The sequence below is a fragment of the Rheinheimera sp. UJ63 genome, from assembly GCF_021568285.1.
GTDB classification, from domain to species: domain Bacteria; phylum Pseudomonadota; class Gammaproteobacteria; order Enterobacterales; family Alteromonadaceae; genus Alishewanella; species Alishewanella maricola.
Genome location: NZ_JAKGTQ010000007.1, coordinates 43,171 through 59,631, shown reverse-complemented (window position 1 = coordinate 59,631; position 16,461 = coordinate 43,171). Strand labels below are relative to the sequence as shown.

The following is a 16,461-nucleotide window of genomic DNA, read 5'->3' as shown; positions in this document are numbered from 1 at the left end:
GACTGATGCAGTTTAAGTTGTTCGGTCACTTATTTAACGTTAATCGGCTGTGGTGCTTTATTACTCTGGCCGCTTTTTTAATATTAATCAAGTTGTCGTATTGGCAATGGCAACGTGCCGCAGAAAAAACCGAGCAATTACAACAGTTGGCCGTATTGCAGCAGCAAGGTGCTATCTCTGCATCGCAACTGTTTAACTTGGACAGTGCCGAGGCCGATGGTGTGTTAGTAGAAGATGCTGGCCGTTGGTTAGCCCCTTACGTGTGGTTATTAGATAATAAAATTGTCGAAGGCCGCGTCGGTTACGATGTGTTAATACCGGTGCAATTTCAAGCAACGGCACCCGCGTTACTCGTTAATTTAGGTTGGGTTGCCGCGCCAAGCAGTCGCCAAAGCTTACCTGAAATAACCATCCCTGCTGAAATCAGTGTATCGGGTCTAGTGAGAACAAAATTAGGCGGCGTGCTACTGGGGCAAAACCTTGAAGGCAATACTTACCCGATGCGTATGCAACAAGTCGATATCACTGCTTTACAACAACAACTGCCGGTACCGTTATATGCGGCCGTTATTTATCAGCAAGCGCCCTCTCGTTTTATTCCGCACTATAAAGCCGTGGTGTTACCGCCCGAAAAACATCGCGGTTATGCCGTGCAGTGGTTGGGTTTAGCCATCGCGGTATTAGGTGTTGCGCTTGCAGCTAGTTTGCAATTGGAGAAAAAACATGAATAAAAACAAATTTCTGCTGTTGTTTATCCTCTGCTGTGCTCTGCCATTGGCCTTGGCTAAGCTGGTGTTAGAGCTCGGTTGGTTTTCACCTGGTTCGGGCAGTCAGGGGGCTTGGTTGGAACAAGAGATCTATTTACTCGATGATGCCAGTGCTCGCCAAGATCATTGGCGTATTGCGGTGGTTGCCGCGGCGTGTGATCAAAAGTCCTGCCAGCAAGCTTTATACACCGTAAAGCAACTGTATACCGGATTAGGTCGCAAGCAAAACCAAGTGCAAACGGTGTATGTTGGCCAGCAATTACCGGCTGATTATGCCAACTTTCCGCAGTCGAATGTAACCAATGCGGCTACGGCGGCATTACAAAACCAAATTGTGTTGGTTGATCAACGCGGCTTGGTGTTATTGCGTTATCCGATGCCAGAGCAAGCGGAACAAATGGCGGTTACGGCTAAATCGATCCGCAGCGATTTAATGAAGTTGATGAATTACGACAGGACCAGCGTATGACATTACATAAAAAATTGGTCACTTTGACCCTATGCTGGACCATGCTCGTGATCATTTTGGGTGCTTACACCCGTTTAACGGACGCCGGTTTAGGCTGTCCAGATTGGCCAGGTTGTTATGGTTTTTTGAAAGTACCGGCCCATCCAGAAAAAGTGTTAATGGCCGCTGAGCGTTTTCCCGAGCGCCCCTTAGAAACGCATAAAGCGTGGAATGAAATGGTGCATCGCTATTTGGCCGGTGCTTTAGGTCTGCTGATTGCCGCACTCTTTATCAGTAGTGTTTGGCAACATCGGCGCTTAACTATTATTCCCACGGCGTTAATTATCTTAGTGTGTTTTCAGGCCTTGCTCGGTGCACTAACGGTAACGATGGGCCTATTTCCATTGGTAGTGATGGCACACTTACTGTTTGGTTTTGGCATCTTTTGCTTATTGGCTTTATATTGGCTTAAGGTGCATCCTCACTGGCTTAGTCGAGAGCCCCAATTGCTTCGTCTAAAACCTCTCGCCATCTTGGCGGCTATTGTGGTGTTAATGCAAATTGCTCTAGGCGGCTGGACCGCAGCAAATTATGCGGCTTTGGCCTGTTTAGATTTACCCCTGTGTGAAGCGGGATGGTCAAATCGTTTAGCCTTTGCTGAGGCCTTCGATTTACATCTTGGTCATGGTGATTACGAATATGGCGTGATGTCGCAAGATGCACGTGCCACCATCCATGTGTTACACCGCATTGGTGCGCTTATTACCTTTAGTGTGGTGGCCTTTTATGCTTGGCGTTTATTCAAGATTGCCCAATCTTCGCTAATGCAGCGCTTAGCACTGGCCATTGGCGCGACCTTATTACTGCAATTTACCTTGGGCGTGCTCAATATTGTGCTACACCTACCTTTAGCAAATGCAGTTGCCCACAACTTTGTTGGTGCCAGTTTGCTGATGTTCGTTGTGGTATCGGTCTATCAAATTAATCAGCAACAAGGCAGGGAGAGGTAATATGGCAACGTTATTATTATCAGGGATGCACAGCCGGCTGTGGCGCGACTATTTAGAGCTTACTAAACCTAAGGTTGTCGCTTTGTTGGTGTTAACCGCTTGGGTCGGCATGGTGTTGGCGACAGATCAATGGATTTCTTTTGGTTTGTTGTTTTCAGCGACGGTGGGGATCGGTTTATTGTCGGCTGCCGCCGCAGCGTTAAACCATGTAGTTGATCAGCGCATTGATGCACAAATGGCTCGTACCCACAGTCGGCCAGTGGCTCGTGGTCGTGTTAGCAGCAAACAAGCGGTGATTTTTGCTTGCAGTTTAGCCTTAGCGGGCTTTGTTCTGCTGTATTTTGCAGTAAACCCGCTGACAGCATGGTTAACCTTACTCAGTTTGTTTGGGTATGCAGTGGTTTATACCATGTTTTTAAAACGGGCCACTCCGCAAAACATCGTGATTGGTGGTTTAGCGGGCGCCATGCCCCCCTTACTAGGTTGGACTGCTATTACCGGTGATATTCATGGCCATGCTCTGCTCTTAGTGATGATCATCTTTGCTTGGACACCGCCGCATTTTTGGGCGCTGGCTATCCACCGTCGCGATGATTATGCCAAAGTGAATATGCCCATGTTGCCCGTAACACATGGCATTGAATATACAAAAAGCGCCATTCTGTTATATACCCTAATACTATGCATTGTGTGTCTCTTACCTTATATTGTCGGCATGACCGGCGCTATTTACTTAGTGGCCAGTACGTTACTGAATTTACGGTTTTTGCAGTACGCGTGGAAACTGAAATTCTTTGCAGAGGCCAGCACCGCGATGGCCACCTTTAAGTTTTCCATTGTGCATTTAATGTTGTTATTTTTGGTGTTAGTGGTCGATCATTATTTTAAGGTATTAGCGCTTTATGTTTCGTAGTATCAGTTATTTATTATTGACCGTAGGGGCATTGGTCGCCGGTGTGCTAACATTTTTAATGTTACAGCAACCGGCAGCGCCGAAGCAGGCATTAGTGTATCCACAGGCGCGAAATTTAGCCGAGTTTAGCTTAACCGATCAACATGGTCAGACCGTTGGTCGACAAGATCTGTATGGGCAATGGACGCTCGCTTTTGTTGGCTACACCTTTTGCCCAGACATTTGCCCGCTGACCTTAGCGAAGCTTGCGGGTGTGCAGCCTGAATTAGCGAAAATGCTCAAAGAGCCATTGAAGATCTGGTTTATTTCGGTTGATCCGCAGCGTGATACGCCAAAGCAAATTAACGAGTACGTCAATTATTTTCAGCAACCGGCACTGTTAGGTGTTACGGCAGGGCACGATCAGCTGTTTCCGTTTGTTCGCAATATTGGTTTGATGTACGCCATGAGCAGTAATGCCGAAGGCAATTATCTGGTTGATCATAGTGCTTCGGTGGTGCTGTTGAATCCACTAGGACAAGTGGTGGCCATGTTTAAACCCGAGATGGTGGTTGGGCAGCCGCCGGTGATTGATCCCGAACAGCTACTTGCCGATTTCCCGTTGGTGTTAGCGCTACTTAAATAACGTTATTGACCTTAGCCTGCGTTTAACCAAGGTTGCGAATACCAATAAAAGTAACCTTTTTTACTGAGCGATGGCGCAGTGCAGTTATAACGACTGCGTCCGCGATTTAAAGGTTTACTGGCGGTGACTTCAAATGTTGTTGCATTTAACCAGACCGGCTCAAGCACTTCACTGCCTGCATAGCAGCGCAGTTGTTGCCGACGAAAATCCTCTATTTGCAGGGATAAGCGCAGTGTAGGGGGGTTAGCACTGACTTGCTGATCGGCCATCACATAATCTGTAATAGGAAAGGCCAGAGTACGCAATTTTTGACTGAGATCTTTGAGATCCGCATACTGACCCGCTGCAGGATAACGCGGGATCCGCGTTAATTTTGTTAAAGGGCCAATAGCCCCCGATTGCTGACCAATACCGATAAAGCCTAATTGCTGCACTAAATCTTCTAGTGCATTATTAAATTCGCCATAAGGGTAGGCTAACCATTTATGTTGTTGGCCCGTTTCTTCTTTGATGCGCTGCTCTGCTTGCAGAATACTTTGCTTCATCCGCTCTAACCAAGCCGCTTCTGTTTCATCTTTATTGCGCGTTGCCATATGCTCATGCCACATGGCGTGGTTAGCGATTAACACGCCATCATCTGACATTTGTTTGACTTGCGGCCAAGTTAGCACCGGCCCGATACGCTGATCAATCGCGCCTGGGCTGATAAAAAGAGTATAGGGGTAGCCGAATTCCTGCAAAATAGGGTGGGCCGTGGTGAAATTGTTTTCATAACTATCATCAAAGGTAATCACCACGGCATTATCGGCAATGGGTTGCCCCGAGGTTAATTGTTGAATTAACACATCAAGGCCAATAACTTGAAAGTTGTTATCACGAAAATAACTGAGATGGGCGCGAAGTTCATCCGGGGTAACACTGCTCACACGCGGCGTGTCGCTAGCAACATGATGATAAATCAACATTACGGCCGCTTGAGCCGGAGAAAGTATTAACGAAAGTAACAGAAGTATCAGCGCACGCATAAAAAAGCCCCAATAAGGATATCGAGGCTGTTATAGCATAGTTGGTAAAAAAATGCTGCTAGCGCACTTAGTAATAGGAGTGCTCGCCGCGCTGGTGCTCTGTAATATCTTTTACGCCAGACAGTTCGCCATCGAAACGTGCTAATAGCTCTTTTTCAATGCCTTCTTTTAACGTTAAGTCGACTTGTGAACAGCCATTACAGCCACCGCCAAATTGCAGGATTGCCACGCCAGAGGGCGTTAATTCCATCACGCTAACACGGCCACCATGGTTGGCTAATTGCGGATTAATTTCACTATCGATGACATATTGCACGCGTTCCATTAAAGGGGCGTTGTCACTCACCTTACGTACTTTGGCATTCGGCGCTTTTAATGTCAGCTGTGAACCCATCTGATCGGTCACAAAATCGATTTCTGCGTCCACTAAGTAAGGTTTACTTTCTTCATCAACCACCGCATCAAAGCCGGTAAAGTTCAGCGTGATATCGGTTTCTTCAACCGCATCGGGTGGACAATAAGACACGCCACATTCCGCCTGAGCCGTGCCAGGGTTGACCACAAACACCCGAATGTTGGTGCCAGCAGGTTGTTTTTCTAACAGCTTGGCAAAGTGGGTTTGAGCCTGTTCTGAAATTGCAATCATAGTAGTACCTGACTAAATTACTAGGTTATGCCTTATGATACTCTTCCTATTGCGGCGATGCTAGCCCTGCTTGAGTTTTGTGCTGCTTTCTGGCTAACTTGGCCAGGGCTTGTTGACGTTTGTTGTTTAGGTTTTGTTCGGGCAGCGTGTGGCTGGCATTTCTACTACGTTATACGAAATATATCCTATATTTCGCCTGCGGCCAGCAGAGCTGTTCCCGTTTGCTCCATAAAAACGGGTCGCTTGTTTATGTAGAATAACTACACGGCACAAGCTCTGCCTTGTATAAATACCAGCCACTCAGCTGCAAAAACAACCAGCAAACGTCAACAAGCCCTAATACTCTAGAGGGAATATAATGAAAAAACTGGCTACAATTATTTTGTTTTTTGCAGTTTGGCAGGTTCAGGCCAACTACTTTAATGAAAAAGTCATTAACGACGTGTCCGCACCTGAAGCGGTGTTGGGTTTCAAAGTGGGTGACTGGCATGTGCGGCATGATCAAATTCAACGTTATTTTGAAGTGGTCGCAGCTCAATCGGATAGAGCACAACTGGAAGTTATCGGGAAAACTCATGAGCAGCGGCCGTTGCTACAATTGGTTGTTTCTTCTCCTGAAAATTTAGCTAATTTAGAACAAATCCGCTTGCAGCATGTAGCTCAGGTGCAAGGTAATGCTCGCATAACTGCAGATAGCCCAGTGGTCATTTGGTTGGGTTATAGTATCCATGGTAATGAAGCGAGTGGCGCCAACGCAGCCTTGGTTTTAGCGCATTATTTAACGGCGAGCACTAATCCAGAAGTACAGCAGTGGTTAAAGCAGGCAATCATTTTAATTCAGCCCAGTTTAAACCCTGATGGTAATGACCGCTTTGCAAGTTGGGTGAATATGCATCGAGGCAAAGTTGCGGTGACAGATCCACAACATCGTGAGCATATTGAACCTTGGCCGAACGGCCGACCGAATCATTATTGGTTTGATTTAAATCGGGATTGGTTATTACTGCAACATCCGGAAAGTCAGGCGCGTTTAGTACAATTTCACAAATGGCAGCCGAATATCGTTGGCGATTATCATGAAATGGGTACCAACAGCACGTTTTTCTTCCAGCCTGGCATTCCGTCACGTAATTACCCATTAACACCTGAGCGCAACTTTGAGCTGACTAAAATGATGGCGGGTTTTCATGCGCAAGCCTTTAATCAACGAGGCGCACTGTATTACACGCAAGAAAGCTTCGATGATTTTTATATCGGTAAAGGCTCAACCTATCCGGATATCAATGGCAGTGTCGGCATCTTATTTGAACAAGCCAGTAGCCGTGGCCATGCCCAAGAGTCGATTAATGGTGTCTTAGCTTTTGCTGATGCGATTAAAAACCAGTTTGATGCCTCGTTATCAACCATTCGTGGTGCCGTAACCAATCGCCAACAGCTATTAACCTATCAACAAGCGTTTTTCGAGTCTGCCGCGCAGCAAGCACGCAGTGATCGCGCTAAAGGCTATATCTTAACGGAATCGCAAGATCAAAGTCGCTTAACGGATTTATTGCGTTTATTAGCACAGCATCAGATCACGGTATATCCGTTAGAGCAAGATTGGCAATATGAGCAACAACAGTTTAAAGCCGGTCAAAGTTATTATGTGCCATTACAACAGGCGCAGTATCGGTTATTAAAAGCGGCTTTTAGTACCGATAAGTCCTTTAATGACAATACGTTTTATGATGTGTCGGCTTGGACCCTGCCTTATGCTTATAACATTGATTTTGTTCAGGTCAACCGCGAGCCTGGCCGTGCCTTAGCTGATCAACCTTGGCAATGGCAGCCTCGGGCGCCGCAACAAACGCCAGAAGCAGAAGGTTATGCCTACGTATTAAATTGGCAGGATCAGCAAGCCCCAGTAATGTTGCATGCGATGCTGGCTGAAGGTTTAGTGGTGCGTGCAGCGCTGGGTGATTTTACGGGGACTACCACCAAGGGTAATCGCGGTTTTAAAGCGGGTGCCATGGTTATCCCTGCGGGTTTACAGCCACATGCAGATTGGTTTTTCCGCTTACAAAAAATACAAGAGCGCTTTAATTTACCCATTCATACCTTAACCACAGGGCTAAACAGTCGTGGTAGTGATCTGGGTAGTAGTAATTTTACGCCCGTTACTTTACCGCAAGTGTTAGTGGTGGCGGGGCCCGGTGTCAATTCCACAGAAGCCGGTGAAGTGTGGTTTAACCTCGAACGTTTAGCGGGTGTTTCACCCAGTATGATTGAGCCTGATCGCTTATCACGAGTTAATTTAAGCCGCTATACCCATATTATTGTGCCAGATGGTAACTATCGTAGCTGGTCTGAGGCAGACATTAATCGTTTACGGCAATGGACCATGCAAGGCGGTATCTTGTGGGGGCATAAAGGTGGCGCCACTATGCTAGCGCAAGCCAAACTGCTCCAAGCTGCGGTGTGGTCTGCAGATGATATGGCCGAGCTGATCCCTGCTAATGAATTAACCTATGCCGATAAAGAGGCTCTAGCCGGCAAACGTCGCATTGCCGGGGCTATTTTTAATGCTGAATTGGATTTATCACATCCGTTAACCTTCGGTCTCAATCGTAAAGATATGCCGCTGTTTAAAAACTCTAATGTGTTGTTACAGCCAAGCAAAGCACCCTTTGTTAATGTTGCTAAGTACAGTGCTGAACCCCATTTAGCCGGCTACACCGCAGCAGAATACGTACCCCGCATAGCCGAAGGTGCGGCTCTCGTTGCGCATAACTTAGGTCGTGGTCGGGTGATTGGTATGACGGATAACCCGGTGTTCCGTGGCTATTTCCAAGGTTCAAGCCGTTTACTCGTCAACGCATTGTACTTAGGTCATGGTTTTAGCGCTAACGCGGAAGATGAAGAGGATGACGAGTAGTTAAACGCGGGGGTTACCGCCAGCGTCCAAACGCTAACCTGGCTAGCACCATGCTGTTTTAGCAGGCGCGTCAGCTGATTGGCAGTTGCGCCGGTTGTCACAACATCATCAATTAACACTACATGTGCCGGCAATTTGCCGGCACAGGTTATTTGAAATACTCCTTTTAAATTCTGCTGGCGCTGTTGTCGATTTAACCCCACTTGATGTGCGCCGTCTTTGCTGCGTTGTAAAATATCCAACAATGGCAACTGCAAGTTGCTGGCGGCAAGCTCAGCCAGTATTTTGGCTTGATTAAAGCCACGTTTCCGCTCTTTTTTACGCGTCATTGGCACATACACAATCGCATCGGGCAAGGGTTGGCCTGCAGCTTGATAGTGTTTCAGTAGTTGCACAAACTGCTGCTGTAATAATGCAGCCGAATACGCATCGGCATGAAATTTCCAACGGCGGATCCAATGCTGATAAGGTAATTGATACCAAGCTAAACTGAGTAAGCGATCAAATTGGCAATCTGTTAAACCATTGCTGACTGCCGGAAGCCAGAGCAGGTTATAATGGCAGAGGGCAAAAGGTAATTGCGGTAAAGCAGCTTGGCAATCAGGGCAAAGCAATTGCTGATGGTTGAGCACTGGCAGGGTGCACCACAAACAGGGAGACGGCAGAAGTTTTTGCCATAGCCAACGCAGTGTATCGAGTAGCCGCATAGTCATCAGTAGTCAGTGTAAATGGGATAAGCATGGCAGAAATGAGTAAAAATGCTAAGCCAACCTTGGTGCTATTGCACGGTTGGGGATTGAACAGCGGTGTCTGGCAGCAAGTTAAAGCCGCCCTAGCAGAAGATTATCAGGTCGTGACGCCAGATTTACCGGGTTTTGGCATGAATCAGCGTTTTCCAAGTGGCTATGCTTTTGACGACGTTGTAACGCAACTGGCGGCGATGATCCCTGCACAAAGTTACCTATGCGGTTGGTCGTTGGGGGGGCTATTGGCTATTGCCATTGCCGCACGTTATCCCAATAAGGTTGCGCGATTAGGGTTAGTTGCCGCCTCACCGTGTTTTCTGGCGAACGCCAACTGGCCTGGTATGCAAGCGGCAGTACTCGAGCAATTTGCTCAAGCACTGACCCAGAATATTGCGCTGACTATTCAGCGTTTTCTGGCGATCCAGGCGATGGGATCAGAACATGCCCGCGCTGATATTCAACAGCTTAAACAGGCGATTGCCGCCGCACCTTTGCCTGCAGATGAGGCCGTACACGGGGCTTTACGTTTATTAACAGAGCAAGATTTAAGGCAAACGTTTAGCACCTTAAGCCAGCCGGTGTATGGTTGCTTTGGTCGGCTTGATTCATTGGTGCCAGTTGCGGTAGTGCCTGAACTACAAGCACTTTTGCCAAAAGCACACTGCACGGTATTAAACAAAGCCTCGCATGCGCCCTTTATTTCTCATCCTAACGAGTTTGTCAGTTGGCTACAGAATGGGTTGTTGGCAAAGGAATAGCTTTCTTTTTCTGGCTTTATGGTTAATAATTAATCAATATAGATCTCATTACGGGAGTCACACTATGCAAATACAATCTGCTTATGCTGCAGGCATGCAAGGTTTGCAGCGCGCGAGTGCCGGGATTACTGAAGAAACCGTCAATATCAATCGGCAAACTCAGCAAAATCGTATTCAAGAGCAAGATGTTGCCGCACAAAACAATCGTGAAGCAACCGCTGCCACTACACCTGAACCGGTGCAAGACACAACGCAATCCATAGTTAAAATGGAGCAGCAACAAGTCGCGGCACAAGCGAACGTTCGTTCTTTGCGTACGGCGGATGAAATGCTCGGTAGTATCATCGATATTCGAGTGTAAACCCTATGCAAATCACATCCACCTATCCTAACGTCAGTATCAACACCGCGAATCCGGCAACGGAACAGGCGCGGCGTGATATGCAGCGTCGAGAGTTGGTGGAGCCTGTTCGTGACACTGAAAAGGGCAGTGCTGAACGCGCATTAAATTCAGATGATCGCACCCGTAATGGCAATGCGAACAGCAATGTCACTTTGTACGACAGTAATGGTAAAGAAACCGAAACCCAACAAGCGGTAGAAGGGCGGCAGCAACAGTCTTCCGATCAGCAATCTTCTGAACAACAGGCTTCAGAGCAAAAATCTTCCGAGCGGCAAGCCGCTGAACAGGCTGAGCAACAAGCCCAAGCCGAGCAAAATGAAGTGCGTGAGTTACAAGCGCGCGATCAAGAAGTGCGGGCACACGAGCAAGCGCATGCCACCATTGGCGGTCGTTATGCGGGTAGCCCCAGTTATGACTACCAACAAGGCCCTGATGGTCGTCGTTATGCTGTCGGTGGTGAAGTACAAATTGATCTCAGTCCTGTGCCGGGTGATCCGCAAGAGACTATTCGCAAAATGCAGCAGGTTAAAGCGGCGGCATTAGCGCCTGCTGAACCTTCGGGGGCAGATCGCAGTATTGCGGCGGCAGCGAGTCAGCGTGCGCAACAGGCCCAGGCAGAATTAATTGCACAAAATGCCGAAAAGCTGACTGAAGCTGCGGCTAGTTCAACAGCTAATAGTGAAACAACGGCTTCGTTGAATGCTGCGACGGCAACAGACACCCCTCAGCAAGTAGAGTCGGCACCGGTTGCCGGTATTGTATTACCGCAGCGTGAGCGCTTAGAAATTAGCCCCACGATGCAGACACGTACTAAAGTGATTCAAAACTTCTACCAGCTGGCGACAGAGCCACAACAGCGGCCACTGCGCCAACAAGCCTAAGTTTCAGCCCATCGCTACTTTTTGGTTTTCGCTAATGCGGCCGCAAAGGCCTGTCCCATAGCCGCGTTTGCGCTGTCGGTTTGCGGTTTTGCCTTAGCTGTTTTAGTGGTTACGGGTTTTTGACCACTCGCTGCCGTTGTCGCCTGCTGTGTAGGCTCGTTTAATTTCATGGTAAGAGCAATACGTTTGCGCGCCGCATCCACTTCTAACACCTTAACCTGCACAATATCCCCAGCTTTAACAACCTGATGCGGGTCACTGACAAATTTATCGGCTAAAGCAGAGATATGCACTAAACCATCTTGATGCACACCGACATCAACAAAGGCACCAAAGTTGGTGACGTTGGTTACGACGCCTTCTAAACGCATGCCGACTTTTAAATCCGCTAAGGTTTCCACGCCCTCTTTAAAATGCGCCATTTGAAATTCTGGCCGCGGGTCGCGCCCTGGTTTATCTAATTCTTTGATTAAATCGGCGATGGTCAATAAACCAAAATGTTCATCGACAAAGCGAGCCGGATCAAGCTGCTGTAAAAAGCTGCTATTGCCAATAATTTGATCCACGCTTTTTTGGTGTGCCGCTAAGATTTTTTCTACTAAAGGATAGGCTTCTGGATGCACACCAGAGGCATCTAAAGGGTTTGCGCCATTGTTGATGCGTAAAAAGCCAGCCGCTTGCTCATAGGCTTTAGGGCCAAGGCGTGGCACTTTCAATAGTTGTTTGCGTGTGTTGAAGCGGCCATGCTCATCGCGGTATTGCACAATATTTTGTGCCAAAGTTTTATTCAGGCCCGCCACTCTGGCTAACAAGGCGGCAGAAGCGGTATTCAGATCAACACCAACAGCGTTTACGCAATCTTCGACTACGGCATCGAGCGATTTGGTTAATAAACTCTGATTGACATCATGTTGATATTGGCCAACACCGATGGCTTTGGGTTCAATTTTGACCAGTTCGGCCAGCGGATCTTGTAAGCGACGGCCGATAGAGACTGCGCCACGAATTGAGACATCGAGATCGGGAAATTCTAAGGCCGCTAATTCAGATGCTGAATAAACCGAAGCGCCGGCTTCCGACACCATGACTTTGCTGATACGTTGTTGTGGTAAGGCTTTTATCACTTCAGCGGCCAGTTTATCGGTTTCTCGTGAGGCGGTACCATTACCCACGGCAATTAATTCAATTTGATACTGTTTAGATAAGGCAATCAGCGCTTGTAATGATATGTCCCATTGATTAGTTGGTGCATGAGGATAGATAGTTGTGTGATTGAGCACCTTGCCCGTTTCATCAATGGCGGTCACTTTAACGCCGGTACGTAGGCCAGGATCGAGCGCGAGTGTAGGGCGCATACCGGCAGGCGCGGCCATTAGCAGATCTTTTAGATTGCGCGCAAACACCTTGATGGCTTCGGCGTCAGAGCGCTCACGCAATTCGCTCAGTAAGTCATTTTCTAGGTGAAGTTGCAGTTTCACTTTCCAAGTCCATTGCACCACGGTGCGTAAAAACGCATCGGCAGGGCGATCAAGCTGGCGCAATTTAAAGTGATTCGCCACCATTTGCTCACAGATAGCATGCGGTTGCTCAGCGTTAGCATCGGGGATCAATTGTAATTGTAAGATACCTTCGTTTCGTCCACGAAACATCGCTAAGGCGCGATGTGAAGGAACATGTTTCAGCGGTTCGGTATGTGAAAAATAATCACTAAATTTAGCGCCTTCCGCTTCTTTACCGTTAACTACTGTGCTTTGTAATTGCGCATTGGCAGTAAGGTATTCACGTAGTCGAGCTAACAAATCCGCATCTTCAGCAAATTGCTCCATTAAGATATATTTTGCCCCATCTAGCACTGCTTTTACATCGGTATAGCCGGCATCAGCATTGATATACGCTGCGGCGGCTTGCTCAGGTTGCAGCATCGCATTGGCTAATAATGCCTCCGCTAGCGGCAAGATCCCCGCTTCAATAGCTAATTGGCCTTTGGTACGGCGCTTGGTTTTATAAGGCAGGTATAAATCTTCTAAACGGGTTTTATTATCGGCGGCTAATAATGCCTGCTCTAGCGCAGTAGTTAATTTGCCTTGCTCAGCAATGGTTTTTAAGATCACTTGCCGACGCTCTTCTAACTCGCGCAAATAGGTTAAACGCTGATCTAAGGTGCGAAGTTGAGTGTCGTCTAAGGCGCCTGTCACTTCTTTGCGGTAACGGGCAATAAAGGGCACTGTCGCTCCTTCATCTAATAAAGCGATGGCTGCGGCAACTTGCTCTGGACGAGCGGCAATTTCGGCGGCAATTTGTTTAACAATGGTAGACATAATAGCTTCCTGTCTGCATTGTGCAGTAACCACGAGGCAGACGTTGGTGAGTTAAATGAGTATAGGCTAAGGCCTTAACGAGAAAATAAGAGTGTGACATTTTACCGTGCTGCATCGGGGTAATGGATAGCAACGATATACCAGTCTTTCAGTCCAGTCGGTGTTTGCACTGTGGCCATATCATCAACTTGTTTTTTGAGTAAGGCGCGGGCCATCGGAGCATCGATAGAAATGTAATCGTTGCGGCCATAAATTTCATCTGGGCCGACAATCCGAAAGGTTAATGTTTGACCATCATCATCTTCAATCACAACCGATGCGCCGAAGAAAACACGACCTTCTTGCTGTGGCGAATAATCGACAATACTCAGCGTATCTAAGCGCTTACGTAAGAAACGGATACGGCTATCGATCTGTCGCAATAAACGTTTATTGTACTGATAATCCGCATTTTCTGAGCGATCTCCAAGGCTGGCAGCCCAGCTGACAATACGGGTGACTTCGGGCCTTTTTTTAAACCACAGTTCATCATGTTCGTTTTTTAATTGCTGATATCCGGCGCGCGTGATCAGTGTTGTTTTACTGCTGGTTCTTTTCACGAGAAGTCACAAGCCTTGTTAAAAAAGACATAGGGTGTTGGGCGATTTTGCCAGTTGCTAGGGTTGATTATCAATCAAAGCCGCTGTTGGCGTAAAGCCTTTTAGGGGCCTACCGCGCTACATCATCAGCTCTTGTGGAATAACGGTGCTGCCTTGTCTTAGTGATGGCGTGTTGGTTTGAAAAGTTTTGTAACATTGTTTGTGCTTAAGGCTTGATGCAAAGCCAGTGATTTCGTTTATAGTGAGGAAAATGCAGCACAAAGGACAAGGCAGTGGTCACAGAGACAACAAAAATCCTAGTAGTGGATGATGACTTACGTTTACGCTCATTATTAGAGCGTTATCTGGTCGAGCAAGGTTATCAGGTACGCAGTGTGGCAAATTTTGAGCAAATGCAGCGCTTAATGGAGCGTGAGCATTTTCACCTGCTGGTGCTCGATCTGATGTTACCTGGTGAAGATGGTTTATCTATCTGCCGTAAATTGCGCCAACAAGAAAACGATATTGCCATTATTATGCTAACGGCCAAAGGGGATGAGGTTGATCGGATTATCGGCTTAGAAATGGGCGCAGATGATTATTTACCGAAGCCTTTCAACCCGCGTGAATTACTGGCTCGTATTCGTGCGGTGCTGCGCCGTAAAAACAAAGACGTGCCTGGTGCGCCAAGCCAAGAAGAAACCATTGTCACTTTCGGCCCTTTTCGTTTTAACCTTGCTACCCGTGAAATGTTTAAAGGTGATACTGTTTTACCGTTAACCAGCGGCGAATATGCGGTGCTCAAAGTGTTGGTGAATCATCCTCGTGAGCCGCTCTCACGAGACAAACTGATGAATCAAGCACGTGGTCGTGATTATTCAGCGATGGAGCGCAGTATCGATGTGCAGGTATCGCGCTTACGTCGTATGTTAGAAGATGATGCAACTAACCCTCGCTATATTCAAACCGTATGGGGTTTAGGCTATGTGTTTGTACCCGATGGTCGGTTGAATTAATGCCGTTTTTACCGAAAAGCGCCTTTGGCCAAACGGTTTTCTTAATTGGTTTTTTGCTGCTGATTAATCAATTAGTGTCGTATTTCTCGGTGGCGTTTTATGTCATTAAACCCAGCACGCAACAAATAAGCTATCTGATCGCTCGCCAAGTTAACTTACTGATCCCAAAAACGGAGGTGTCGGCAGAAGCCAATGCGATATTACGTCAGCATGTCGAAAGCATCACCGGCGCTCAACTGTTCTCGGAAGCCGAAGCACAAGAGCAAGGCTTAGCGAATGCCAGTGATTATCGTTATTTCTCACAACAGATGTCGAAAGAGTTACAAACTGATACCGAAGTTCGTATTTCGCAAACAGAAAACTTTGTGTTTTGGGTGCGTTCAAGCACCGCTCCCGAGTATTGGATCCGCGTACCACTCACCGGTTTAGAAGAAACCAGCTTTCCGTTATTAACCTTTTATTTATTGATGATAGGTGTGCTCAGTGTGATCGGGGGCTGGTTGCTGGCACGTCATTTAAATCGGCCTTTACAGGGGTTACAGCACGCAGCTATTCAAGTTGGTAGAGGTGAATTTCCACCACCATTGTCAGAAAAAACCGGTGCAAGGGAGATTACTGCAGTAACCAAAGCGTTCAACTATATGGCAAAAGGGATCCAGCAGCTTGAACAAGACCGTGCGCTATTGATGGCTGGGGTGTCACATGATTTACGCACACCGCTTACACGGATCCGTTTAGCTTCTGAGATGATGAGTGAGCCAGATAGCTGGATCAGAGAGGGCATTATTAACGATATTGATGATATGAATGCCATTATCGATCAGTTTATTGATTACTTGCGCCATCATAAACAAGAAGAGCTACAGCAGGTCGCGTTAAATGAATTGCTGATGGAAACCGTACAAGCGGAATATGTGCAGCAACGACAGTTGATCACCCGCTTAGATCCCCATTTACCCTTATTGTGGCTGCGCCGCATTGCGATAAAACGCGTATTAAATAATTTATTGGAAAATGCACTGCGCTACAGTGACGGCGCAATTGAAATTAGTAGTGGCTATCAGCGTCAAAAGAAATTGGTTTATTTTGAAATCCGGGATCACGGCCCTGGTATTCCAGAGCATAAAATGCAAGCCATGTTTACGCCATTTGTGCAAGGCGATGAAGCGCGGGGCAGTGGCGGCTCTGGCTTAGGCTTGGCCATTATTAAAAAAATTATTGATACGCACTCAGGTGAAGTTCGCTTAAGCAACCATGCGCAGGGCGGCTTAGTCGTAACCGTACTTATTCCTTTACAAAAACCGCATTAACTTGTGTATTTTGCAACATTCGTCAACCATGCTTGACGCAAAGTTTAAATATACACATCTCTTTACACTTATTTTGTCTCTAACACCATTACATTTGTATGAA

Annotated in this window: 16 protein-coding genes; 11 read left to right on the top strand and 5 right to left on the bottom strand. The window is 47.1% G+C overall.

Annotated elements, in window-relative coordinates; translation table 11 throughout:
- Positions 1–5 precede the first annotated feature (5 nt).
- Genes L1N97_RS15205 through L1N97_RS15185 form a run of 5 tightly spaced genes read left to right on the top strand, consistent with a single transcriptional unit; the run spans position 6 to position 3,763 of the window.
- Positions 6–731, top strand: a complete 726-nt coding sequence (locus tag L1N97_RS15205; protein WP_236130383.1) for an SURF1 family protein — start codon at positions 6–8, stop codon at positions 729–731.
- Positions 724–1,236 carry a hypothetical protein gene (locus L1N97_RS15200; RefSeq protein ID WP_229586034.1) on the top strand — a complete coding sequence of 171 codons (513 nt, stop codon included), beginning with the start codon at positions 724–726 and terminating at the stop codon, positions 1,234–1,236. Before L1N97_RS15205 ends, L1N97_RS15200 begins: the two co-directional genes overlap by 8 nt.
- Positions 1,233–2,225, top strand: coding sequence for a COX15/CtaA family protein (locus L1N97_RS15195; RefSeq protein ID WP_236130382.1), 993 nt, complete (start codon positions 1,233–1,235; stop codon positions 2,223–2,225). Before L1N97_RS15200 ends, L1N97_RS15195 begins: the two co-directional genes overlap by 4 nt.
- 1 nt (position 2,226) lies before the next feature.
- On the top strand, positions 2,227–3,138 hold the full coding sequence (gene cyoE / locus L1N97_RS15190) for a heme o synthase (protein ID WP_236130381.1): 912 nt from the start codon (positions 2,227–2,229) through the stop codon (positions 3,136–3,138).
- A complete protein-coding gene (locus tag L1N97_RS15185; protein WP_229586031.1) occupies positions 3,128–3,763 on the top strand; it encodes an SCO family protein in 636 nt (211 codons plus the stop codon). The genes cyoE and L1N97_RS15185 overlap by 11 nt, the downstream gene beginning before the upstream one ends.
- A gap of 11 nt (positions 3,764–3,774) precedes the next feature.
- On the opposite strand, the gene L1N97_RS15180 is transcribed toward L1N97_RS15185, so the two are convergent.
- Entirely contained in the window at positions 3,775–4,728 is a 954-nt protein-coding gene (locus L1N97_RS15180; protein ID WP_236130380.1) for a polysaccharide deacetylase family protein, read from the bottom strand.
- A 127-nt stretch (positions 4,729–4,855) separates the two neighbouring features.
- Positions 4,856–5,434 (bottom strand): Fe-S biogenesis protein NfuA, encoded by a 579-nt coding sequence (nfuA, locus tag L1N97_RS15175; RefSeq protein ID WP_236130379.1) that lies wholly within the window; start codon positions 5,432–5,434, stop codon positions 4,856–4,858.
- Between the two features lie 358 nt (positions 5,435–5,792).
- Here nfuA and L1N97_RS15170 point away from each other — a divergent pair, with 358 nt between their 5' ends.
- Positions 5,793–8,348 carry a M14 family zinc carboxypeptidase gene (locus L1N97_RS15170; RefSeq protein ID WP_236130378.1) on the top strand — a complete coding sequence of 852 codons (2,556 nt, stop codon included), beginning with the start codon at positions 5,793–5,795 and terminating at the stop codon, positions 8,346–8,348.
- Here L1N97_RS15170 and L1N97_RS15165 read toward each other — a convergent pair.
- Positions 8,303–8,980 carry a ComF family protein gene (locus L1N97_RS15165; protein WP_236130377.1) on the bottom strand — a complete coding sequence of 226 codons (678 nt, stop codon included), beginning with the start codon at positions 8,978–8,980 and terminating at the stop codon, positions 8,303–8,305. The genes L1N97_RS15170 and L1N97_RS15165 overlap by 46 nt on opposite strands.
- Before the next feature lie 116 nt (positions 8,981–9,096).
- Between L1N97_RS15165 and bioH the strand changes: the two genes are divergently transcribed.
- From bioH to L1N97_RS15150, 3 genes are all read left to right on the top strand, one after another.
- Entirely contained in the window at positions 9,097–9,852 is a 756-nt protein-coding gene (gene bioH / locus L1N97_RS15160; protein WP_236130376.1) for a pimeloyl-ACP methyl ester esterase BioH, read from the top strand.
- A gap of 64 nt (positions 9,853–9,916) precedes the next feature.
- Positions 9,917–10,213 carry an excinuclease ATPase subunit gene (locus tag L1N97_RS15155; protein ID WP_229586025.1) on the top strand — a complete coding sequence of 99 codons (297 nt, stop codon included), beginning with the start codon at positions 9,917–9,919 and terminating at the stop codon, positions 10,211–10,213.
- Between the two features lie 5 nt (positions 10,214–10,218).
- On the top strand, positions 10,219–11,136 hold the full coding sequence (locus L1N97_RS15150) for a putative metalloprotease CJM1_0395 family protein (RefSeq protein WP_229586024.1): 918 nt from the start codon (positions 10,219–10,221) through the stop codon (positions 11,134–11,136).
- 14 nt (positions 11,137–11,150) lie between these two features.
- On the opposite strand, the gene L1N97_RS15145 is transcribed toward L1N97_RS15150, so the two are convergent.
- Both L1N97_RS15145 and greB read right to left on the bottom strand, forming a co-directional pair.
- A complete protein-coding gene (locus tag L1N97_RS15145; RefSeq protein WP_236130375.1) occupies positions 11,151–13,454 on the bottom strand; it encodes a Tex family protein in 2,304 nt (767 codons plus the stop codon).
- Between the two features lie 101 nt (positions 13,455–13,555).
- On the bottom strand, positions 13,556–14,053 hold the full coding sequence (gene greB, locus L1N97_RS15140) for a transcription elongation factor GreB (protein ID WP_229586022.1): 498 nt from the start codon (positions 14,051–14,053) through the stop codon (positions 13,556–13,558).
- 272 nt (positions 14,054–14,325) lie between these two features.
- Between greB and ompR the strand changes: the two genes are divergently transcribed.
- Together ompR and envZ are read left to right on the top strand one after the other, a co-directional pair.
- A complete protein-coding gene (ompR, locus tag L1N97_RS15135; RefSeq protein WP_226751324.1) occupies positions 14,326–15,048 on the top strand; it encodes an osmolarity response regulator transcription factor OmpR in 723 nt (240 codons plus the stop codon).
- On the top strand, positions 15,048–16,358 hold the full coding sequence (gene envZ / locus L1N97_RS15130; protein WP_236130374.1) for a two-component system sensor histidine kinase EnvZ: 1,311 nt from the start codon (positions 15,048–15,050) through the stop codon (positions 16,356–16,358). The genes ompR and envZ overlap by 1 nt, the downstream gene beginning before the upstream one ends.
- Positions 16,359–16,461: the final 103 nt, after the last annotated feature.

Coding starts and splice junctions, on each gene's coding strand:
- L1N97_RS15205 (WP_236130383.1), top strand. CDS start 6: ATGCAGTTTAAGTTGTTCGGTCACTTATTTAACGTTAATCGGCTGTGG.
- L1N97_RS15200 (WP_229586034.1), top strand. CDS start 724: ATGAATAAAAACAAATTTCTGCTGTTGTTTATCCTCTGCTGTGCTCTG.
- L1N97_RS15195 (WP_236130382.1), top strand. CDS start 1,233: ATGACATTACATAAAAAATTGGTCACTTTGACCCTATGCTGGACCATG.
- cyoE (WP_236130381.1), top strand. CDS start 2,227: ATGGCAACGTTATTATTATCAGGGATGCACAGCCGGCTGTGGCGCGAC.
- L1N97_RS15185 (WP_229586031.1), top strand. CDS start 3,128: ATGTTTCGTAGTATCAGTTATTTATTATTGACCGTAGGGGCATTGGTC.
- L1N97_RS15180 (WP_236130380.1), bottom strand. CDS start 4,728: ATGTTGATTTATCATCATGTTGCTAGCGACACGCCGCGTGTGAGCAGT.
- nfuA (WP_236130379.1), bottom strand. CDS start 5,434: ATGATTGCAATTTCAGAACAGGCTCAAACCCACTTTGCCAAGCTGTTA.
- L1N97_RS15170 (WP_236130378.1), top strand. CDS start 5,793: ATGAAAAAACTGGCTACAATTATTTTGTTTTTTGCAGTTTGGCAGGTT.
- bioH (WP_236130376.1), top strand. CDS start 9,097: ATGAGTAAAAATGCTAAGCCAACCTTGGTGCTATTGCACGGTTGGGGA.
- L1N97_RS15155 (WP_229586025.1), top strand. CDS start 9,917: ATGCAAATACAATCTGCTTATGCTGCAGGCATGCAAGGTTTGCAGCGC.
- L1N97_RS15150 (WP_229586024.1), top strand. CDS start 10,219: ATGCAAATCACATCCACCTATCCTAACGTCAGTATCAACACCGCGAAT.
- L1N97_RS15145 (WP_236130375.1), bottom strand. CDS start 13,454: ATGTCTACCATTGTTAAACAAATTGCCGCCGAAATTGCCGCTCGTCCA.
- envZ (WP_236130374.1), top strand. CDS start 15,048: ATGCCGTTTTTACCGAAAAGCGCCTTTGGCCAAACGGTTTTCTTAATT.